The sequence below is a fragment of the Paracholeplasma morum genome (assembly GCF_016907055.1).
Taxonomy (GTDB): domain Bacteria; phylum Bacillota_I; class Bacilli_A; order Acholeplasmatales; family UBA5453; genus Paracholeplasma; species Paracholeplasma morum.
Genome location: NZ_JAFBBG010000001.1, coordinates 74,900 through 96,739, shown reverse-complemented (window position 1 = coordinate 96,739; position 21,840 = coordinate 74,900). Strand labels below are relative to the sequence as shown.

The 21,840-nt window shown below is 33.8% G+C and carries 16 protein-coding genes and 1 riboswitch; of the genes, 10 read left to right on the top strand and 6 right to left on the bottom strand.

Annotated elements, in window-relative coordinates:
* Nucleotides 1–333: 333 nt before the first annotated feature.
* Genes JN09_RS00455 through JN09_RS00445 form a run of 3 tightly spaced genes read left to right on the top strand, consistent with a single transcriptional unit; the run spans nt 334 to nt 2,865 of the window.
* Nucleotides 334–924, top strand: a complete 591-nt coding sequence (locus JN09_RS00455) for a type IV toxin-antitoxin system AbiEi family antitoxin domain-containing protein (protein ID WP_204431831.1) — start codon at nt 334–336, stop codon at nt 922–924.
* Entirely contained in the window at nt 921–1,802 is an 882-nt protein-coding gene (locus JN09_RS00450; RefSeq protein WP_204431830.1) for a nucleotidyl transferase AbiEii/AbiGii toxin family protein, read from the top strand. Before JN09_RS00455 ends, JN09_RS00450 begins: the two co-directional genes overlap by 4 nt.
* Entirely contained in the window at nt 1,795–2,865 is a 1,071-nt protein-coding gene (locus JN09_RS00445; RefSeq protein ID WP_204431829.1) for a S66 family peptidase, read from the top strand. Before JN09_RS00450 ends, JN09_RS00445 begins: the two co-directional genes overlap by 8 nt.
* Nucleotides 2,866–3,271: 406 nt before the next feature.
* On the opposite strand, the gene JN09_RS00440 is transcribed toward JN09_RS00445, so the two are convergent.
* Entirely contained in the window at nt 3,272–3,535 is a 264-nt protein-coding gene (locus tag JN09_RS00440) for a hypothetical protein (RefSeq protein ID WP_204431828.1), read from the bottom strand.
* An 84-nt stretch (nt 3,536–3,619) separates the two neighbouring features.
* The gene (locus JN09_RS07695) at nt 3,620–4,345 is read right to left on the bottom strand and encodes a recombinase family protein (protein ID WP_308699511.1); all 726 of its coding nucleotides are present in this window, start codon (nt 4,343–4,345) and stop codon (nt 3,620–3,622) included.
* Between the two features lie 36 nt (nt 4,346–4,381).
* Nucleotides 4,382–4,551, top strand: a riboswitch (cobalamin riboswitch).
* Nucleotides 4,552–4,655: 104 nt separating this feature from the next.
* Here JN09_RS07695 and nrdD point away from each other — a divergent pair.
* The 6 genes from nrdD (at nt 4,656) to JN09_RS00405 (ending at nt 15,350) form a co-directional block, all read left to right on the top strand.
* Nucleotides 4,656–6,587, top strand: a complete 1,932-nt coding sequence (gene nrdD / locus JN09_RS00430) for an anaerobic ribonucleoside-triphosphate reductase (protein WP_204431826.1) — start codon at nt 4,656–4,658, stop codon at nt 6,585–6,587.
* Nucleotides 6,584–7,249: a radical SAM protein gene (locus tag JN09_RS00425; RefSeq protein ID WP_204431825.1), complete on the top strand. Its 666-nt coding sequence runs from the start codon at nt 6,584–6,586 to the stop codon at nt 7,247–7,249. The genes nrdD and JN09_RS00425 overlap by 4 nt, the downstream gene beginning before the upstream one ends.
* Nucleotides 7,250–7,354: 105 nt before the next feature.
* Complete coding sequence (locus JN09_RS00420) at nt 7,355–8,593, top strand: ribonucleotide-diphosphate reductase subunit beta (RefSeq protein ID WP_204431824.1); 1,239 nt, start codon at nt 7,355–7,357, stop codon at nt 8,591–8,593.
* 24 nt (nt 8,594–8,617) lie between these two features.
* Nucleotides 8,618–10,270, top strand: coding sequence for a ribonucleoside-diphosphate reductase subunit alpha (locus tag JN09_RS00415; protein WP_204431823.1), 1,653 nt, complete (start codon nt 8,618–8,620; stop codon nt 10,268–10,270).
* A gap of 737 nt (nt 10,271–11,007) precedes the next feature.
* Nucleotides 11,008–14,787, top strand: coding sequence for an InlB B-repeat-containing protein (locus JN09_RS00410; RefSeq protein WP_204431822.1), 3,780 nt, complete (start codon nt 11,008–11,010; stop codon nt 14,785–14,787).
* A gap of 245 nt (nt 14,788–15,032) precedes the next feature.
* On the top strand, nt 15,033–15,350 hold the full coding sequence (locus JN09_RS00405; RefSeq protein WP_204431821.1) for a hypothetical protein: 318 nt from the start codon (nt 15,033–15,035) through the stop codon (nt 15,348–15,350).
* A 172-nt stretch (nt 15,351–15,522) separates the two neighbouring features.
* Here the strand turns inward: JN09_RS00405 and JN09_RS00400 are convergent, their stop codons facing one another.
* Both JN09_RS00400 and JN09_RS00395 read right to left on the bottom strand, forming a co-directional pair.
* The gene (locus tag JN09_RS00400) at nt 15,523–16,554 is read right to left on the bottom strand and encodes a sensor histidine kinase (protein WP_204431820.1); all 1,032 of its coding nucleotides are present in this window, start codon (nt 16,552–16,554) and stop codon (nt 15,523–15,525) included.
* The gene (locus JN09_RS00395; RefSeq protein WP_204431819.1) at nt 16,551–17,222 is read right to left on the bottom strand and encodes a response regulator transcription factor; all 672 of its coding nucleotides are present in this window, start codon (nt 17,220–17,222) and stop codon (nt 16,551–16,553) included. The genes JN09_RS00400 and JN09_RS00395 overlap by 4 nt, the downstream gene beginning before the upstream one ends.
* A 128-nt stretch (nt 17,223–17,350) precedes the next feature.
* Here JN09_RS00395 and JN09_RS00390 point away from each other — a divergent pair, with 128 nt between their 5' ends.
* Nucleotides 17,351–19,711 (top strand): ABC transporter ATP-binding protein/permease, encoded by a 2,361-nt coding sequence (locus tag JN09_RS00390; RefSeq protein WP_204431818.1) that lies wholly within the window; start codon nt 17,351–17,353, stop codon nt 19,709–19,711.
* A gap of 95 nt (nt 19,712–19,806) precedes the next feature.
* Here the strand turns inward: JN09_RS00390 and JN09_RS00385 are convergent, their stop codons facing one another.
* Both JN09_RS00385 and JN09_RS00380 read right to left on the bottom strand, forming a co-directional pair.
* On the bottom strand, nt 19,807–21,162 hold the full coding sequence (locus tag JN09_RS00385; RefSeq protein ID WP_204431817.1) for an O-antigen ligase family protein: 1,356 nt from the start codon (nt 21,160–21,162) through the stop codon (nt 19,807–19,809).
* Nucleotides 21,163–21,210: 48 nt separating this feature from the next.
* Nucleotides 21,211–21,822, bottom strand: coding sequence for an MBL fold metallo-hydrolase (locus JN09_RS00380; RefSeq protein WP_204431816.1), 612 nt, complete (start codon nt 21,820–21,822; stop codon nt 21,211–21,213).
* Between the last annotated feature and the right edge of the window lie 18 nt (nt 21,823–21,840).

Sequence of the window (21,840 nt, the reverse complement as noted above, 5' to 3'; positions counted from 1 at the left end):
GTAAACATATTTTAGTCGATTTTGATGTTACTTTGATACACACAATGTTGATTTTGTAAGCAATCTAGTCGCATCAACGCATGTTGAAACTATCACATTGCTTTCTTTAAAAACGTCTTAACAAAGCCGTTCATAAAACAGTAGTAGAAGCATCTAACCCATTAAAGTAGGGTTAAATGCTTCTTTTTTTGGTTTTATCCATGATATGTTTCGGCTACGATTATTTTGTTTTGAAAAATACTAGTCACTCTGATCTAAAAGATATCAAAGAAACTAAATATATTGATATTCTCCAGATAATAGCATATAATAAAATTAAGTGGAGGAAATAATATGATTGTTACAACACTAAACCTAAAAGAAAAGTATAAGGATTATACGGATATTAATGGTAAAATCAAAAGAGACATTGATAGTGGTTTCTTATTTCCTCTTGTACGTGGTATTTATGAAACTAACGAATCAGCTGATGGATTTTTACTCGCTTCTTATATTTATGGACCATCCTATTTATCTTTCGAATATGCACTTTCATATCATAATCTCATCCCTGAAAGGGTTGTTACTTATACAAATGCAACATTCAACAAAAGAAAAAGCAAAGTTTATCAAAACCATTTCGGACTTTATACCTATAGAGATGTTCCAAATGCTGCATTTCCTTTTTCAGTAAAAGCATATGAAAAAGACGGGTATGCTTATTTTATGGCTAACCCAGAAAAAGCACTATGTGATTTACTATATATAAGAAAACCAGTAAAAAGTATGAAAGAACTAAAAATGTTACTTTTTGATGATTTACGGATAAACAAGGATATCTTTGAACAACTTAACTTTGATGAAATACTGTTTTTATCTGATAAATACATCTCGAGCAATATGAATTACTTAAGAAAATACATTGAAAGTGAGTATATGAAATGACAATTATTCAGCAGATGATCAATAAGTATAATCCGAAAACGTTAGAAGATAAGAAACACGCAATAAAAGAAGTTTTACAAGAAGTGGTTTTGGCAGGTCTTTCTAAAACCGACTTTTTTACCCAAGCTGCTTTTTATGGTGGAACAGCTTTAAGAATTTTTTACGGAATGGATAGATTTAGTGAGGATTTGGACTTTAGTCTACTTGTATCAGATGATACTTTTGATATTAGTAAATATTTTAAACCAATAAGTGATGCTGTAAACTCACTTGGACTCAATTTTGAAGTTTCCAAAAAGGATAAGACAGTAAACTCAAATATTGATTCAGCTTTCATCAAAGGTAATACAAAAGAAACCTTGATGACTATTTATTCAAGTTCGTCGGATTCTAGACTTATTATCCATAACGAAAAGATTATCATCAAGTTTGAAGTTGATGTAAATCCACCGCTATACGCACATACAGAAATAAAGTTTCGTTTATTACCATTCCCCTATCAAGTTCGAGTTTATGATGCTTCATCGTTATTTGCTGGTAAAATTCATGCCGTGATTGCTAGAAGTTGGAAGAACCGCATAAAGGGCAGAGATTTATATGATTATGTCTATTATTTAAGTTTAGAGACAAAAGTGAATTTAAAACACTTAGAATCTAGACTGAAACAAACTAAGACAATTGACGAAAACATCAAGTTGACTCGAGATTTATTAATTGACATGTTGAAAAAACGATTCGACCAGATTGATTATGATATTGCCAAATCCGATGTTAGACCATTTATTAAAGATCAGTCTAGTTTAGACCTTTGGAGTCGCGAGTTTTTTAAATCCATTACGGAGCAAATTAAAGTGGATTTGGGGGATAATAATGATTAAGCCTAAACAACTTAAAAAGGGTGACAAAATCGCCATTGTTAGTTTATCATCGGGTATATTAGGTGAACCTAAAGTGAAACACCAGGTAGAACTTGGCATAAAAAGATTAGAAGAACTAGGTCTTGAACCTGTCTTTATGCCTAATGCGCTAAAGGGATTAGACTTTGTAAAAAACAACCCGAGTAAAAGAGCTGATGATTTAAGACTTGCATTTAAAGATCCGACTATAAAGGGCATTATTTGTGCCATTGGTGGGGACGATACTTATAAAACAATACCGTATCTTATGAATGAGGAGTTTAAAAGTCTGGTACTTTCAAATCCGAAAGTTTTTATAGGTTTTTCAGATTCTACGAATAATCATTTGATGCTAAATAAATTAGGATTAGTAACTTATTATGGGTTAAATTTCTTATCAGATCTTTGTGAACTACAGAAGGAAATGATTCCATACACACTGAACAGCTACAAGAGATTATTTATAAATGATGAACAGTTTGAAATAAAATCTAGTTCTAAATGGTATTTGAATAGAACAAACTATGGCGTAGATCAACTATCTGTTCCGCTTTACGATTTAGATGAAAACAAAGGGCACGAGTTCTTAAATGGATCGGATGTCATTGATGGCGTATTCTGGGGAGGATGTCTAGAAAGTATCTATGATTTGTACACAAGTGAGAGGTATCCAGATCAAAGGCATATTTATGATAAGTATGGGTTAATTCCTAACAAAGATTTTTTTACTGACAAAATCATATTTCTCGAAACAAGTGAAGAAAAACCAACACCAAAAATGTTTGAAAGTATGCTTTACTTCTTAATTGAAGAAGGTGTTATTAGTCATGCTAGGTGTTTATTGGTTGGTAAACCATATGATGAGGTCTATTATCAAGAATATAAAGAAGTATTATTGAAGATATCAAATGATATGGGTTTACCCATAGTATATAACTTAAACTTTGGACATGCACTTCCAAGAACCATTATTCCTTACGGGATTAAAGGGAAAGTTGATTTTTATAACAAGTCAATTTCAGTAGTAGAAAGAATGTTTGAATAGTTATTGATATCTACTACATTATCTAGCACAAGTAAATTCTAGTTGTTTTGACCACTTATGCGATATAATTTATGTTACTTTGGTATTATAGACAGTTTTCAACCATGTAAAGGAAAACATATTTTGGTTGATTTTGATGTTTCTTTGATACACACAACGTTGATTTTGCAAGCAATTCAGTCTTGTCAACGCACGTTGAAACTATCACATTGCTTTCTTTAAAAACCACTTAACAAAGCCATTCATATAATAAGACAAGAAGCATTTATCCCTTAAAAACTGGGTTAAATGCTTCTTTTTTTGCTTTTTGCCCAATGTGGAAACATATCAAAATCAATGTGGAAACATCAAACTATGCTCTAAGCATATATTTTCTTGAGTGTTAGAACATCTAATTGATAAAAAATTATATCACTACAACCCGATATAACATCTTAGCTAAGCCATCGGGCGCGTGATATGTTTCCACAATGATTGGTTCAGTTTTTAAGAACTCAAAACGTCGTTCTTTGAACTCATTGTCTGAATAATTCTTGGTTCCAGCAATACAGTATACAATCTCATTTGGACTTACGGATATCATTTTATAGATGAATGTACTCAAAATCTCTGAATCAAGTTCATCGATGACTAGATTCTTTTTACCTAGAATCTCGTTGATCTTATCCATACGTTTTCTGGTGTCATAGTTTTCTACATGTTCAAGTTCAAGTTTGTTAATCTCTGCAGTTAGAACTTTAAGACGATCGGAGTATTATCTATACTTTGCATTAAATATTGATTCTGGAATATCGGGTGCTTTTACCTTAGTATCAATTAGATTTGATAATGCTATTTCGTTTTCATCTCTTTCTGATGTTAACTTTTCAATGATATTTTGGATATCATCGACTTTGATGGTTGATTTAATTACCTTTTGAATGGTTGACATGATATCTAGATCTTTTAAGAAGACTTTGTTTAGCATATGAATTGTTGTTGCTTCAATGAGATCTTGACGACTCGCCTTTGCATTACAATTCGCTTTACCGTCAATGTAACTGCCACACTGTTGCATGACCCTTTGTGATGGCTTACCGTAGTTCCAATAACGTCTTTTTAGCGTTCGACCACATTCGCTACAAATAATCATTGCCGTCAAAGGATATGTTCTACTATATTTTGAGAGGTTTTTATCCTCGCCAATTCTAACCTTAGCTCTATCTTTTCTAATACGTTGAGCAAGTTCAAAGGTTTCTCTATCGATGATTGCTTCATGACTATTTTCTGTATAATAAGTAGGTGCGTGATTTGTATTCTTGACTCTTGCATGACTCAAATAATCGATGCTGATTGTTTTTTGTTGCAGCATGTCACCCATGTATTTCTCATTCTTTAGAATCGTTGTAATCGTTGAAAGTCGCCATTCTGTTTTACCAGCACCTGTCTTGGCACCCATCTCAATGAGTTGCTCTAAAATTTTTCCTAGACCTACACCAATGCCTACTTCTTGTTATTGACTTGACCAATCATTTAATATACAATCGAAACATAAGGTGCATTCATGCATAACAGGGAATCAAGTGATAATCTTGGGCTGTCCCAGCAACCGTGAAATAGACGAAATGCAATATACCACTGAGAAATCGGGAAGGTGCATGTAGAATGAAGTTGAGCCGGTAGACCTACCTTAGACCACAATACCATTCTCCTGGGAGTGAGAAAAAGAAGGTTATTTATAATCCTCTTTTTTTGCATACCCTCGTGAACGGTGTGCTTTTTTTATACTTAAAATAAAGGGGATTAGAAAAATGGCTATGTTTAAAACGACAGATGAATTAATTAACAAATTTATTGGAAATGATGAAGACAAGAAAGCAGATTACTTAAAAAGAGAGAACAGTAATTTTGTTTATTCACTGCCTTTATTGCGAAAGAATATCACGAATAAGGCAGAAGAAGAATATCTATTAAAGTATGTTTTACCGAAAAAACTAACAGAATTATATGAGGATGGTGTTGTCTATATTCACGATAAACAGTTATCCTCTTATTGCCAAAGTGTATCATGCAAAGATATTGCTACTCTTGGTATTCCAAGTCTAGCGAAGAATATGTTAGAGAGTGGCCCAGCATCATCACTTCCGACACTCATTCGACATTTCAGCAACGTTGTCACATTGATGAGCCAACAGGTTAGTGGAGCTGTCATGCTTTCGCAAATGACAACGATTTTAGCTTCTTACTTATATGAAGAAGAGTTGAATCGTCAGTTTTATACAGATCATACTTTAACTAAATTAATGTATCAGTTAGTCTATGAACTCAATTTACCACTACGTTCAGGTTCTGAGTCAGCCTTTTCAAATTGCACGCTTGAATTTGGCAAACCATCTGAAGAAATTAAAGATGAGTATGTGATTGTTGGTGGAGAACCTAAAGATTACCAGTATAAAGAAATACCCGCAATTTATTTTGATCGCATCAACTTAGCATTTATCAACGCAATGGCTAAAGGAACTCAAAAAGGTATTCCTTTGACATTTCCATTAGTAACAGTTCAAATTGATGATGATTTTAACTATGGAAATGAAGTGTTTAAGCAATTGCTTGAACAAATGTATCAATGGGGTGGTGTCTATTTTGAAAACTTTAGAACAAGACCGTTTACAGATCCATATTATACTCAATTAAATCCGTATATCAAACCAAAAGATCCCTCTGTATCACGGAGTTTGTGCTGTCGTTTAAATATTGATTTATCTGTTTTATCTCGTGCAGGAGGGGGGATATTTGGAAGCAGTGTAGGTAATGTAGGGGCTATTCAAGTTCTTAATCTTAACATGAATCGTATGATGATTGAATTTGGTCATGATCAAAACTTACTTAAACAGAAAATACGTGAGTACTTAGAAATCATGCAAGAAGGTCATATGGCTAAGAGATCATGGGTTGAAAATCATAAAGAACTCTATCCAACATTTTTTGCTTTTAATCATAATCTAAAAAACTATTTCAATGTCTTTGCAATCACAGGCATGCATGAAGGTTTAATTAACTCAGGTTTTCAAAATGGGTTAAAAGATATAGAAGCCCGTAAATATGCTCATAATCTCATGCAATACATGAGCGATATCATCAATGAGTTTATTGTTCGAGATCATGTAGCATGTGGCATTGAATATGCTCCTGCTGAAAATGCAGGCATCAAGTTAGCTCGGCATGATGTGAAATGGGCTAAAGAACGAAATAGAGAAATTTTTGTTCAAGGTCAGGGTGACGATGTATATTTGACAAGTGGATGTATGCTACCGTTTAGTGAAGTTGATTTTCATGAACAAATTGAGAATGCAGCAGAGTTTCAAGGATATGCCACATCTGGTTCTATCTTGCATCACTTCCTTGAAGATAAGATCGAACCTGAAGTTTTAGCAAACTATTTAAGGAATTTATTCCAGAAACCGATTAATTATATCACCTTAACTCCAACAATTACATCATGTCAGCAATGTGGTCAACGTATTGTTGGGAAGGATGCTAAAGATATCACTTCATGCCCGGTTTGTGGATCAACAGATATAGCAGCGTTCTCACGTGTCATTGGTTATGTTCGTATGATTGCTAGACAAAACATTCATGTCAATTCAGAAGGTTATTATCATGGTGACTATAACTTTTGGAGTAAGGCGAGAAGACTTGATTGGGCTCAACGAAGAAGATTTAAAGTTGAAGATTCAAAATGATCAGATACTATCCGCATGTACAGATAACCTTAGCTGAAGTTTCTGGAAAAACAGTAATTCTCATTCACGGTTTAACAGGTTGTATGTTTCGTTGTTACAAGTGCATAAACTATGATGAAATCATTTTAAAAAGACACCCGGATGCTTTATCCATTGATGAAGTGATAACAATTATTCAACAGCACGAAAACATCATTGAAATGATTGTTTTCAGTGGTGGTGAATTTTTACAAGCTCCGATTGAACATCTTATATTAGATCTAAAAAAGGTAAGAAATGCTTCCATTAAACCGATAGTCATCTACACTACAGGGTATTATGGAGAAAAAATGCGTATGCTGTGGGAAAAGGGCATGGTGGATGGGTATCATGTTGATTTAAAGCTTCCTTACCATCTACTTACAATCCAAGATGAGGATATTGTTACACAAACGCTAGGACGAAGTTTAAGTCAAATCGAAATTGATCAAATGATTGAAACGATAGAATGGGTGGTCAAAACTGATAAAGGCTTTAATCAAATACGAAGTGTCAAATATCCATTTCTTCATCCATCTGCTTTTCTAGAGTGTCAAGTATGGATTGATCTTCTTAATAAAAAGTATCATAAGGATACACCTTATGAAATCCATAGGTTTGTCAATCTGAATGAATTATCATAAGCTTATTCAAAAAAGCGGTCACTTCAATTCAAAAATAGATAGTAAAATGAATCAATAGTTCTTAAAATATAAAAACATAATGAATTAAAATAAGGGGGATTGCCTATGATAGTAATAAAAAAGAATGGTAAAGCACAAAATTATACGCTCGAAAAGATTGAAAAAGCTGTAAGAAAAGCTATGAGTACAGTTTCAAGTGAGCCTGGAGAAAATCTCCCAAAAGACATAGCAGTAGCAGTTCACAAACAGATTTATGACATGGGCGTTGATTCGATTCATGTCGACCAAATTCACAACTTTGTTGAAAACGAGCTAATGCGTATAGGTCATTTTGAAGCAGCAAGAGCATATATTACTTACAGACTATTACATAAGAAAGATATCTTTAAAAAACGAACAAATCTAAAACCATACGAGTATCCTGAGATTATGGAATATGTTGACGCTATCCGCCACTCATACTGGATTCATACAGAATTCAACTACAACTCAGATATTCAAGATATGAAAGTCAATCTTAAACCTGAAGAAATTTCCATTATAGAAAACGCAATGTTAGCAATTGCACAGATTGAAGTTGCAGTCAAAACATTTTGGTCGAAGATATACGAAAGATTTCCAAAACCTGAGTTTCAAAGTGTTGGTGTTACATTTGCAGAATCTGAAGTAAGACATGCTGATGCATATTCAAACCTAATTGAGTTATTAGGATTGAATGAAAAATTTGAAGATTTAATCAATGTTCCATCAATTAAAAAACGTATTGCATATCTTGAAAAAGTAAATAAAACACCTATAGACAATGAAGACTATTTTAATAACATCATTTTGTTTTCCATGTTTGTTGAGAATGTTTCGCTATTTTCTCAATTTCTAATTATGATGTCTTTTAATAAACACAAGAATGTCTTAAAAGGTATTTCCAACGCGGTGGAAGCAACATCCAAAGAAGAAGATATCCATGCGAGATTTGGTTTTGATGTTGTAAACATTATTAAAAAAGAAAATCCAGAGTGGTTCGACTTAAAAAAAATCGAGCAGATCAAGAAAGCGTGCATCGAAGCTTACGAAGCTGAATCTGAAATCGTTGACTGGATTTACGGGAATGCAGATTTAGTTTTTTTATCCAAATACGTGGTAAAAGAATTCATCAAAAATAGATTCAATGAATCTATTCAATCTATTGGATTAGAGGCTATATTTGAAGTTGATAAAACTGCGATCAAAGAAACTGATTGGTTTATTGAAGAAACATTAAGTACAAAAAATATTGACTTTTTTGTTAAACGAAGTGTTGCATATTCTAAAAAAACAAAATCATTTACTGAAGATGATTTGTTTTAAATTAATAGGAACGGAGCTATAAATATGGCATTTGAATGGTTAAATGAAGAATCTCAGAAATTCCTTTCACGAGGATACCTTCTTGAAGGACAAACTGCTCAAGATAGAATTCGTCACATTGCAAATACAGCAGAGAAATACTTAGGAATTCCAGGGTTTGCAGATAAGTTTTATGAATACATGGGTAGAGGATATTATTCATTATCTTCACCTGTATGGGCAAACTACGGTTTAGAAAGAGGTTTGCCAGTTTCATGTTTCGGTTCATATATTGATGATACGATGGATTCTATCTTATTTGGACATGCAGAAAATGGAATGTTAATGAAAAGCGGAGGCGGAACATCAGGATTTTTTGGAGCTGTAAGGCATCGTGGGGCTGCAATTAAGAATAGTGGTAACTCAAATGGTACCGTTCACTTTATGAGAATGTTTGATACTTTAGCGGATGTTGTTTCACAAGGTAATGTTAGAAGAGGTTTTTTCAGTGCTTACTTGCCTATTGAACATCCAGATGCGGATGAGTTTTTAGATATAGGTACTGAAGGTAACCCAATTCAAGGTTTAACAACAGGCATTACTGTATCTGATACTTTCTTAGAAAAGGTTAAATCAGGCGATAGTCATTCAAGAAAATTGTGGGCAAAAGTACTACAACGAAGAAGTGAAATAGGTTATCCTTATATTCTATTTAGCGATAATATTAACAAGAATAAACCCCAAGTGTATATCGATAAAAACACGAGAATCTTTGCAAGTAATATGTGCTCTGAAATTGCTCTGCCTTCAAGTAATGATGAGACATTTACATGTGTTTTATCATCAATCAATCTTTTGCATTGGGACGAATTGAAGAACACAGATGCAATTGAAACTTTAACGTATTTTTTGGATACTGTTGTTACAGAATTTATAAACAAAACTGAAAATAACATGTATTATCAAAGAGCGAACACATTCGCAAAAAGACATCGTGCTTTAGGCCTTGGTATTTTGGGGTGGCACTCCTATTTACAATCCAATTTTCTCGCCTTTGAAAGTAGAAAAGCTGCACAGAAAAATGTAGAAATTGCAAGAACACTTAAAGAGAAAACATATGCAGCATCCGCTGAATTAGCTCAATTATATGGTGAACCAGACGTGTTAATTGGATATGGTCGTAGAAATACGACATTAATGGCAGTTGCTCCAACTAAGAGTTCATCAACAATACTGGGTCAAGTATCCCAATCAGTTGAACCTGAGTTTTCAAATTATTATGTTAAAGACTTGTCAAAAACTAAAATGACATTTAAGAATCCCTATTTAAGAGAACTATTAGTAGAAATTGGTAAAGATAATGATGATGTTTGGGAATCCATCCGAAAGGCAGATGGTTCAGTTCAACATTTGAATTTCTTAACGTTGGAGCAAAGAGAAGTATTCAAAACGTTTGCAGAAATTAATCCACATTCAATTATTGATCAAGCAGCTATTCGTCAAGAATATATAGATCAAGCACAGTCGATAAATTTAATGATTCCATCAGACATTCCAGTTAAGGAAATCAATGCATTATATCTATACGCACATAATATGGGAATCAAATCGCTTTACTACCAATATAGTATGAGTCAAGCTCAAGCATTATCACGTAAAAAAGTGATGAGCGAAGGTTGTTCGAGTTGCGAAGGATAAATTGAATATATGTTTAAAAACAACAGTTTATTCCAAAATTCTAATTTTTATGTCCTTTTATAACGTAATGAAATTTTACATATTTCCAAAGTAGGAATGCTAAATATGTGTAAAACCTCTATGTGTTAAACAATGTAGATACAAAGATTTGAACTCTAACAGTAAGCAGCAAATTCTAGTTGTGTGTATATTTTAAAGATGTTATGTGATTATATTAAAATAGCGCACACAATTCAGTAGAGCAAAGGGAGCCTAAACCCTAAAATCACTCTTGCAATAAAAAGGATTAATAACATAATTCGGTTCTGATAATTTAGATGTATAAACAAATAAATATATTACTTTTGGTAATTTAGACAAATTTTAATCATGTACAGGAAAAATATTCATCATACATTAATATAAGAAGCACCTAACCACTAAAACTAGGTTAAATGCTTCTTTTTTGTCTTCTCAGGGAACAATCAAAAAACTTATTTGCAACCAAATTAAGACATAATGCACAACAATATTAAGTGTAACTCTTGTAATCAAAGTGGAGAGTTGGATAAGATCATCTAATTTGATAAAACGTTTTAAAGCGTTTTCCAACAAAAAAAAGTATAAAAATGACCGTTTTTTTATTGAATACACTAATGAGTGAAATAAATATGAAAAAGTTCTTTCATTTGTGGTGGTTTAATGCTATCATAATATCTAAAACACATATTATTATTAATATAGAAAGAGGGAATTTAATGAAAAAAATAATGGTGGTTTTCGCATTATTGTTATTTTCGTTTGGACTTTATGCATGTGATAAAACAGAAGCAAAAACAATCACATTTGTAACCAACGAGGGAACAGCAATCGAAACAGTTTCATTCACTGATACCTATGGTATCGACAAACTAAGCCAAGTTTCTACAACTAGAGAAGGTTATACCTTTAAAAGTTGGCATAATGATGTTGCATTATCAGAACAATCAAAAGTAACTGAAGACATCAAAGAAACTGTGACTTTGTACGCAAAATGGGAGATTAATACATACGAAATTAATTATCACTTGAACGATGGCATCAACGCAAGTGGTAACCCTATAAGCTACACAATAGTAGATTTAGTAACGCTTGTAAATCCGACTCGTGATGGGTATGTGTTTGGTGGATGGTATAAAGAGGCAGATTTTAAGACTGCTGTATCTAGTATCGCAAAAGGTTCTAAAGGAACACTTGATCTGTATGCCAAATGGCAAACAGATGCTTACGAGATTACCTATCACCTTAATGATGGTGTTAATTCAAATCTAAACCCAGTAAGCTATACTGTTTTAGATGCAATCACACTATCTAGTCCTACTCGTGATGGTTATGTATTTGCAGGTTGGTACAAAGAAGCGGATTTTGTGACCGCTGTAACAAGCATTGCAGCAGGTTCAAAAGGTGACCTAGACCTATACGCTAAGTGGACAGAAGTAGTTAAACCTATTTTTGAAATCACATGGCAAAATGAAGACGGTTCAACTATTAGTGTAGAATCATTCACTGAAGGCGTCATGCCAACTTATGCGGGTATAGTTCCTGTTAAGTCAGAGACAGATACACATACATTTGTGTTCTCCGGATGGGCTCCAGCTTTAGAAGTCGTTTCTAAGAACCAAACTTATGTTGCTCAGTTTACTGCACAATCTAAATTTGCAGGTAAAGACTACGATAAGACTGAACTTGATGAAATCCTTGGATTCGCAATTTCTGATTTATTACCTACAATAGTTTCTTCTGACTATCTGATTACTGACGTATCAGATGAAGGAGTATATACAGTATATGTAGACTTATTTGATTTTACATCAGCACAATTTGATGCTTTTGCTAATATGATCGAAGCTACTTTACTGTTTAATGAAGAAGTTCAAGGCTTCGAAATCGGTGATTTCTTTGTTGAATATTATGAAGACGATGAAACGTATCCTGGATTAACCGTTTATGGGTTTGTTGTCTATGGCGAAAAAGCGGGTGGAGGAAACGATGATACTTCATTTGATCCAACTGAACTTAACGCAATTCTTGGGTTTGATTTCTATGCTTTAATTCCTGAAATTGTGACAAGCGATTATAGCCTTGTTAATGATTCAGAAGGTGAAGAACTAGTCGTTTACATCGATGCATTTGACTGGACTGAAACCGAAGGTAGTAACTATTGGGATGCTTTAGAAGCTATGTTCGAATACGATGAAACAGAACAAGCATTTATTGTAGGAAACTACTTCATTTACGCTTTCGAAGATCCAGATACCTATGAAGGTTTAGTGGTATATGTCGTAGGAATCTACAATACACCAACAGCAGATCCAGTAGATCCTGTTGAACCAGTAGAAGGTGTATATTACGAATTTAATGTTCAAGATACCGATACTGAACTTACAACTTCATATGGAACTAACCTTAATAAAGTAATTACTTTCCCGGGCAGTGATTCAAAAGTGGTTGTTAAAGTAAGTAACATTGCGGATTCATCTAAAGCAAGTTCATTACCTGGTGGTTTAAGTGCAGGTTTAATCTTTGCAGCAGATGTTAAGAATAACCCTAGTGCACTAGCCTATATTGAAATAGATACACTTGGAAATAGTATTGCGTCATTTACATTTGAAATTGAAGCAAGAGATGCATTCACAAGCCGCTTAAAAGGTGGTAAAGTTCAAGTGTTTGATGGATCATCTTGGGTGGATTTAGCTGGAGGTGACTTCTATAGTCAAATCACTTCAGATAAAACAACCATTACCATCAACAATGTAAATGCGTCTAAGTTTAGATTAGTATTTACAGGTGCTGGGGATACAAGTGGAAATGGCGGACAATTTATGCTATTTAACTTTGTATTGGCTTCAGGTAGCGCACCAGTAATTGAATCATGGTCAGACATGATTGTATTATTAGGTGGTCATCTAAACGAATCAGGCTTATCTAGTTTACTTCCTGAATTAGAAGGCATAACTGAACTAACCTTGAAAAAGATTAACAGTTTAGAATATGCAATCAATGGCGTATTTGCTCATGAAGACTTCCAAACTAGAGTAGATAATTACTTAGCTGCCTTAGTATTGCAAGGTTATGAAGCTGATGAAATATTATCATTAAGCAGAGGCAAGTCAGTCTATTCAATTAAGATGAATGACGATTTAGCATATGCATTATACATCGATGCTGATGGCCAAACAGCTTCAGTTCGTGTATGGAAATATGATCCTGTAATTGAAAAAGTAACACTTGAAACCTTATCACATCGTCAAACCATTAATGAGTTTGAAATAGAAAAATTTGGTAAATCAGGGCTACCTTCAACAGGTAAATACAATGCATTAGTAATTCCTGTAGAAATCAAAGGCAATCCATTCCCAATGGATTATGAAGAAAAATTAAACATTGCTTTCAATGGAACCTCTCTAGAAACTGGATGGGAATCTGTTGCAAGTTATTACTATAAGAGCAGTTATACTAACTTAGATGTTACATTTGATATTGCACCTAAGTTTACAACTTCAAATGCGAAGTCTTTCTATGAAGACTATGCAGATGAGGGAGATCAATACGCAATTAAAGAAGCTTTATTAGGCCTTGATTCACAAATTGATTATAGTCAATATGACTCCAATAATGATGGGTTAATTGACGCAGTTATCTTCATCTACTCAGTAGCTTATAGTACAAGCACTGATCCATGGTGGGCATGGGTATTTACTGCAGAAGGTGGCGTTGCTAACGACCTTTCAGCTTTAGATGGTAAACTATTTAACTATTACTTCTGGGCAAGTTATTCATTCATTAATGATACACTTCCTGGTATGCCTAACCTAAAAGTCAATGCGGAAACATTTGTTCATGAAATGGGACACTTAATGGGTATGCCTGACTTATATCCATATAATGATGCTTTAGACTACGGTGCAGTAGGTGGATTTGACATGATGGATAATAATGCTGGTGACCACGGACCATTTAATAAGATGGTATTAGGATGGGTACAACCATTATTAGCAACTCAAGGCTCATACCAAGTGTCATTAGATGCATACTCAACAGATACTGATGGATTGAATAACACCTTATTAATTCCATACAGAGCATCTGATTTAGAGGATGGTAACGCATTTGATGAGTACTTATTAGTAATGTTCTATACGCCAAATGGTCTTTATAATGCCCATGTTAACTTACCTCATGTATTAGATAATGCGGGTATTGTAATATATCACGTGGATGCAAGACTTAATTCATCACTTGATTACTGGGGACAATACTTTAGAAACAATAATGATTCGACCTCTAATTTCCTAGTAGAAATTCTTGAAGCTGACTTTAATAATTCAATTCCGGGGACATCTACATCGATTACTCAATCAGATATTTTAACAAATGGAATGATTGATTTATCCAGATACAAATGGAATCAAGGTGGAAACATCAACGTTACGATTGAAATTGCTCAAGCATTTAACAATAACAGTACTGAAACAGTGTTAAACATTAACGTAGCTTAATAATTTGACCGGCCTTTAAAACAGGCCGGTTTTCTTTTTCTATAAATACTTATAATATAAAGATAATAGCAAAATAAATCGAGTTTTCAGCTAAGCCTATAGATATAATTAGGTTGTGAGGTAATTATGACGAAAATAGAAGCGGTTAGGAATATGCAACTTTATATCGAGAAACATATTGATAGTAAGATTAGTTTGGCGGATCTTTCTAGAGTATTAAGTCTTCTTATAAAGAACCAGTCTCGATGAGGTTACCATCAAGACTTATTGAAAAAGATACGTCTAGTTATGTTCAAGGGATAGAAGTAGACATTGACTATAATGGAGAAATCCCTGAAGGCTTTGATGTCATCACACTAGATAAAGCGACTTATTTAATGTTTACTGGTGAACATTTCATGGAAGAAAATTATGTTGAAGCAATCACAGAACTTCAAAACGCAATCAAGAACTATAACCCAAATGTTCTTGGATATGAATGGAACAAAAGAGAACCACACATTCAATTAGAACCTATTGGCGAACGTGGATATATTGAATTGAAAGCAGTTAAAAAGTTATAGTAATAAGAAAAAAATGACTTTTATCGATGAATTCTCATCTTTTCAAAGTCATTTTGTATTAACCTAAACCGGTCTATCCTGACTGGTTTTTTGTTTTTTATGTAATTATTGGGATTTTTTTCTTGGATACAGACCAAATAATAAAAACAGTAGGGTTTGTTATCAGAGATTTCTAGAACTTAATAATAAAAGTCGTGCCTTCATTAGGAACACTATTAACGGTGATCTCCCCATTAATGAGCGTTACTATTTGTTTGACAATCGACAATCCTAGCCCATTTCCTGGAGTAACGTGTGATAAATCTCCTTGATAGAATTTATCAAATATATGCTTTACAGTAGACTCATCCATGCCAATACCATTATCGGTAATAATGAATAGATGAACATCCCCAGCTTTTTTAAAAGTGATGGCAATATCACCTTTTTGTCTGGAAAACTTAACAGCATTATTAATGATATTGATGAATAGTTGTTGCATCAATTCAATGTTACCAAGATAGGTGACTTCATCCAACTCTAAGGTGATATTGAGCGATTTTTCTTCCCATTCGTTTTGTAAAATCAGCACACACTGTCTGATTTGTTCAGCAATCTGATAATTGGTTTTCTCAAAGACAACGGTTTGTGTTTCAAGTTTGGTTAGATTGAGTGTGTTCTCAGAAAGCTTCACAAGTCTATTGGATTCTTGATAAATTATATCTAAGTATTCCATCTGTTCCTCTCTTGTAAGGTTGCCTTCAAGAAGGAGTTTTGCAAATCCTTTAATCGATGCAATCGGCGTTTTAAACTCATGAGAGAAGTTAGAGACGAAATCATTTCTAAGCGTTTCAATGCTTGAGAGTTCTGCAGCCATGTCATTAAAATTTTGATAGATTAACTCCATTCGATGGTTACTTGGTTTCTTTAAACGGATGCTAAAATCGCCTCTTGCAACATGGTTGATTGCATTTAGAAAGTCATTTAATTCTTTCATTTGGTTCTTCGATGAAAGGAAAGTAATAATCGTAGCTAGTAAACTTGAAGCAACCAATGAGGTGGCTAGTAAGTATAAAGGGTTTCTTAAAAACTTCATTTCTATTTTAATAACATAGATTAACGTCAAAGTTATAAATAGAGTAATCAACCCTGATATGAACATTGTGAAAAAGATAAATAGGGTTAGACGTTTAACAGAATGATAAATATAGTATTTTTGATTCACTTTTTAAGCACCGCCTTAAATCCTAATCCACGTACAGTCATGATCTCAAATGCGTCACATGAACTAAATTTATTACGCAGTTTGTTAACATGAACGTTGACTGTATGATCATCAGAATCATTGGATACGCCCCAAATCTCATCCATTAATTGGTATTTAGTGAAGATGATATTGGGGTAACTTAGAAACTTAAACAACAAGTCAAATTCTTTTTTAGGAAGCATTATCGAGCCATCTGACGTAGTGACTTCAAGGGATTTCTTATTTAAGGTGATACCGTTGATGTCTAAGATGTGCTTGCTAGATATTAAAGACCTTCTAAGCAAAGCATCCACCCTAAGTTGAAGTTCAATTGGATCAAAAGGTTTTGTTAGGAAGTCATCAATGCCTAGTGAAAATCCTTTTTGCTTGTCAGCAATAGAGTGTTTTGCCGTTAACATAAGAATTGGATTACTGTGGTTGGTTTCTCTTAGCAGCTTTGTTAATTCATAACCGTTAATTTCAGGCATCATTACATCGACAACAAGTAAATCAATGACGTTTTCTTCAAAGATAGTAAGCGCCTGTTTTCCTGTTGTCGCCAATAAAACATCATGGTGCTTGTTTAATGATACTTCAATTAGTTTTCTAGTATTCTTATCGTCATCGACAACAAGTATTTTTGCCATAAGAAACACCTCGTTTTCTAGTATTAGTATAACATATCATAGTATACCAAACAATTTTGCATTTGTTTATGTTCAGTTTATCTACATAAGGTATAATAGTTTTCAGAATCAAATTAGGAGGTCAATCTATGCTACAACTTAGAGACATAAAAAAAGACTATATAATAGGACAATTGAAAATCAAAGCACTTAAAGGTATCTCGCTTGATTTTAGAAAAAATGAATTTGTTGCGATACTAGGACAAAGTGGATCAGGTAAAACCACACTAATGAACTTGATTGGAGGTCTTGATCAATATACTAGCGGTGACTTGTTAATTAATGGCAAATCGACCAAAGATTTTCTGGACAAGGATTGGGATAATTATCGTAACAAACGTATTGGGTTTATCTTTCAAAGCTATAATCTAATTCCTCACCAAACCGTTATTGCAAACGTAGAGTTAGCTTTAACATTATCAGGGATATCAGCAGAAGAAAGAAGAAAACGTGCGATTGCAGTTTTAAATGAGGTTGGACTGGATGACCAGTTGTATAAAAAACCAAATCAATTATCAGGCGGTCAAATGCAACGTGTTGCGATTGCTAGAGCTTTGGTCAATAACCCAGAAGTTTTACTAGCAGATGAACCAACAGGTGCATTGGACACCAAAACATCTGAACAAATTATGAACCTCATCAAAAAGGTTGCAAGCGATCGTTTAGTCATAATGGTAACTCATAATCCAGAATTGGCTGAAGAATACGCAAATCGTGTCATTAAAATGTCGGATGGTCTAATTACGGAAGACACTAATCCATACGATGCATCTAAAGATGTTATGTTCAAGAATCAAGTAGAGTCAATGAAACAAATTTCGAAACAAACGAAGAAGGTAAGAGACAAAACTTCAATGAGTTTTATGACGGCTTTATCACTTTCTCTTAAGAATTTGATTACTAAAAAAGGCCGTACGATATTAACCGCAATTGCTGGTTCAATTGGGATAATTGGTGTGGCGCTCATTCTAAGTTTATCTACAGGGATGAATAACTATATCGACAAAATCCAACGTGATACCTTGTCAAGTAACCCCTTAACCATTAGTGAGACAGCCTTTGACCTTAATGCGGCAATGAAAGCTCTAGAAGGCATTAAAGTATTTGAGCAGTTTCCGAGTCAAAAGAAGGTATTTGTTGAACAAGTCATTTCTGCTGAAGATGTAATGAAACGAAACGACATTACAGAATCGTATATTGATTTCTTAGAGGAAAACATCAAAGAAGAATGGGTGCTTGATGTGACATATCAAACAGGACTCTCTTTAGATATTTACGATGTTAAGAACGTTAATGAGACTAAAGTCTATCAAAAACTAGAAACTAAAGAACAATCTGGTGGACCATTTGGTGGCGGTGGAAGCCCATGGACGATGCTTGTTAACGACGCATTTATCAATGACCAATATGACATTATTGAAGGACGTCTTCCAGAAGATAAAGACGAACTCGTATTAATCGTTGATCAGTATAATAAAGTCTCTGAAACCATATTAGAAAAACTCGGCTTGAAAGAGTCAGGCGATGGATTAGAGGAAGTAGATTTCACGACCATCTTGGATAAAGAGTATGAGCTGGCTTTAAATGATCAAATCTACGTTAATGTTGATGATGTGTTCCGTTTGAATTCACCTCAAACCATTAATTTCGATGAGACATTAACCCTTAAAGTTGTTGGAATTATTAGACAAAATGAACAAACTGACCAATCCGTTCATTCAACCGGTTTTGGATACACAAAAGAATTATATAGCTACGTTCAAAATGGAAATATGACCTCAGAGATTGTGACATTTATGAGACAAAATGCCAATATTAACCCATTGACTGGCACACCAATCAATGAAGATGTTTATAAAGCAATTATCCGTTCATTTGGAGGAAATGATGTCCCTAATACAATTAGTATTTATCCTTCAAATTTTGAATCAAAAGAACTGATAAAAGAAACTTTAATTAACTATAACAAAGCAAATAAAGACAATGCGATTTACTATACAGACTTGGCAGAACTTCTAGGGAATTTCTTCCAACAAATGGTCAACACAGTTTCCTATGTTCTAATCGCATTTACATCAATTTCTTTAGTAGTATCCTCAATAATGATTGGTATCATTACTTATGTATCAGTACTTGAACGTACGAAGGAAATTGGTATTCTAAGAGCTATTGGAGCAAGAAAGAAAGACATCACTCGAGTATTTAATGCTGAAACCTTCCTAATTGGTGGGCTTGCTGGATTATTCGGTGTGCTAATTGCTTACTTGTTATCGTTCCCAATTAACTCAATTGTATATAAACTAACGGAAGTGAAAAACATTTCTAGTCTATCGTTATTAAGCGCAGTTGCACTAATCGTTATTTCTATAGGTCTAACCGTATTAGCGGGGTTAATTCCTGCTAGAGGAGCATCTAAGAAAGACCCAGTGCTTGCACTTAGATCAGAATAATAAGTATCTATATTTCTTAATTTCAATTAATCATATTTATTCTATTATTAAAACAGAAACCCACTTTGGATGGTAATCCTCCAAAGTGGGTTTTATTATAGAATATCTTTATTTTCTAATGGTTCTAGCATGGTAAATAGAAGAATTGTTGCCATGGTATAAATCAACATAAACTGAGTATTGTCATAGAGCCCGTGCAACTGACTGACTAAAATACCGACAGCAATCATTGTTTTATGAAGCGTCCTATTTGTAAATAGAAATTTGAAGCTAACATAGAAGTAATAAATTAAGATGCCCATTCCTAATAATCCCATAACTGCTAAGGTATGGAATATGGTCGAATGGAATACTTGAATGCGGTTTGGATTTACAACATCTGTCATCGATTCCCATCCAGCTCCGAAGAGTGGATATTGCTTGAATAGCTTAATTGCGTTTTTATAGAGAACTAGTCGATCTGATGTGAAATAATTAAAGTCTTTAAACCCACCTTGTGCCATAATGATGATTGCTTCTATCACTGCTGGGAGTAAAGCTAAGGCAATTAAAGCACCAACGGATAACGTAATAAGCAAGTTCTTCCAAGTTTCTTTATCGGCATTTTTATAGATTAAATAGCCATAAATCACTAGTGAAAGCCCAATGGATAAATACCCACCCCTTGAAGCCATCAAGAAAATAACAAACACTGTGAACAGTGGAGTTAACCAGAAGATGATTTTCTTTTGATACTTAATTAGCATGTATATTTGACTACCAAATAGAAGTGTGATGTGGATTGTAACATCATTAACGTTACCCCAACCAAAGTCTTCACTGTACCAAGAACTGCGCATACCATCTTTAATTCGGTCAAACAAAGCGAGATTGGATGGTGTTTCAAAATACCCAATGCCAATTCGGTAAGCCATTTCTAATACCAATAATACAGATGCCGCAAACAAGGTCTTCATCAAAAAGTCCTTATTCGGTTTGATGGTTGATCCAAGTAAAACATACACTAATAAATAGACAATTGAAATCGATGATAACTGTAATAGTGTCCATGTGAACGGTCTATAAATCATTGGAATAAAGTAACTAAGTATGAATAAGGCGAAACTAATCGTTAAAACGCCTTTTTTGGGCTTCGGTTTAAATCTAATGATGTGAGTTATTAAACCACCAATCACGAAGATGACAATCAGGTAGACAAAGTTGAATCCACTAAGTGTATCTAGATTCGGATTGGTTGTGTTATAAGAGTATAACAAAGCAAATGTGATAGGAACAACGTAGATTGTATCCTTGCTGAAAGATAGTATCAATGCAAATGCTATAAGTAAAAAACTCATCGCAATCCTATTGATTATTTGAAAATCGCCTGTAGAAATAAAAGCGATAAAAGCTAATGAGAAAACCGAAATGATATATATATTTGATTGTAAAAAAGACTTAAGTTTGTTCATGTGTACCTATCCTTCGGTTTATTATAAACTATATTTCTTTAAAAATCACTATAATCTAACAAACACGTTTGATTTTTTTTCATGACCGATGGTTGTAAAACTACCATGTCCTGGGTAACAAATGGTTTCATCCGGCAAGGTATAAAGCTTCTCGAGAATGGATGATTTTAGTTCTTCAAACGAAGACTGATGTAAATCTGTTCTACCAACCGTTTGATAGAAAAGTGTATCACCACTAAAGAGCGTTTGATTAGCATAAAGGCATGTGCCACCTTTAGAATGACCAGGGGTATGAATTACTCGAAAATTAACGCCTTCGAAAAGAATGACCTGTTCAATGTCATTATCTAGTAAATAATCGACATTCACGGATTCTTTTAATCTTGAATAGCCTTTAGTGACATCTAAAAAATCGATATCACGCTTTGGAGCATATACGACTGCATTCGGAAACTTTTGTTTTAAGGCATTTATACCACCTACATGGTCAAGGTGTCCATGAGTAGCGTAAATAATCGTCACTTCAAGATTTTCATTGTTTATGAAATCATATACCTCTTGGCTTTCAAAACCAGGATCAATGACTAGTGCCTTGTGGTTTTGATAAACAATATAGCAGTTCGAGCGAATATCACCCAAAACGAATTTTTTAATATGCATAATTAACACCTCCACTAC

Excerpts from the sequence above, each read along its gene's own strand:
- JN09_RS00455 (WP_204431831.1), top strand. The coding sequence starts at position 334 with ATGATTGTTACAACACTAAACCTAAAAGAAAAGTATAAGGATTATACG.
- JN09_RS00450 (WP_204431830.1), top strand. The coding sequence starts at position 921 with ATGACAATTATTCAGCAGATGATCAATAAGTATAATCCGAAAACGTTA.
- JN09_RS00445 (WP_204431829.1), top strand. The coding sequence starts at position 1,795 with ATGATTAAGCCTAAACAACTTAAAAAGGGTGACAAAATCGCCATTGTT.
- JN09_RS00440 (WP_204431828.1), bottom strand. The coding sequence starts at position 3,535 with ATGGATAAGATCAACGAGATTCTAGGTAAAAAGAATCTAGTCATCGAT.
- nrdD (WP_204431826.1), top strand. The coding sequence starts at position 4,656 with ATGGCTATGTTTAAAACGACAGATGAATTAATTAACAAATTTATTGGA.
- JN09_RS00425 (WP_204431825.1), top strand. The coding sequence starts at position 6,584 with ATGATCAGATACTATCCGCATGTACAGATAACCTTAGCTGAAGTTTCT.
- JN09_RS00420 (WP_204431824.1), top strand. The coding sequence starts at position 7,355 with ATGATAGTAATAAAAAAGAATGGTAAAGCACAAAATTATACGCTCGAA.
- JN09_RS00415 (WP_204431823.1), top strand. The coding sequence starts at position 8,618 with ATGGCATTTGAATGGTTAAATGAAGAATCTCAGAAATTCCTTTCACGA.
- JN09_RS00410 (WP_204431822.1), top strand. The coding sequence starts at position 11,008 with ATGAAAAAAATAATGGTGGTTTTCGCATTATTGTTATTTTCGTTTGGA.
- JN09_RS00405 (WP_204431821.1), top strand. The coding sequence starts at position 15,033 with ATGAGGTTACCATCAAGACTTATTGAAAAAGATACGTCTAGTTATGTT.
- JN09_RS00395 (WP_204431819.1), bottom strand. The coding sequence starts at position 17,222 with ATGGCAAAAATACTTGTTGTCGATGACGATAAGAATACTAGAAAACTA.
- JN09_RS00390 (WP_204431818.1), top strand. The coding sequence starts at position 17,351 with ATGCTACAACTTAGAGACATAAAAAAAGACTATATAATAGGACAATTG.
- JN09_RS00385 (WP_204431817.1), bottom strand. The coding sequence starts at position 21,162 with ATGAACAAACTTAAGTCTTTTTTACAATCAAATATATATATCATTTCG.
- JN09_RS00380 (WP_204431816.1), bottom strand. The coding sequence starts at position 21,822 with ATGCATATTAAAAAATTCGTTTTGGGTGATATTCGCTCGAACTGCTAT.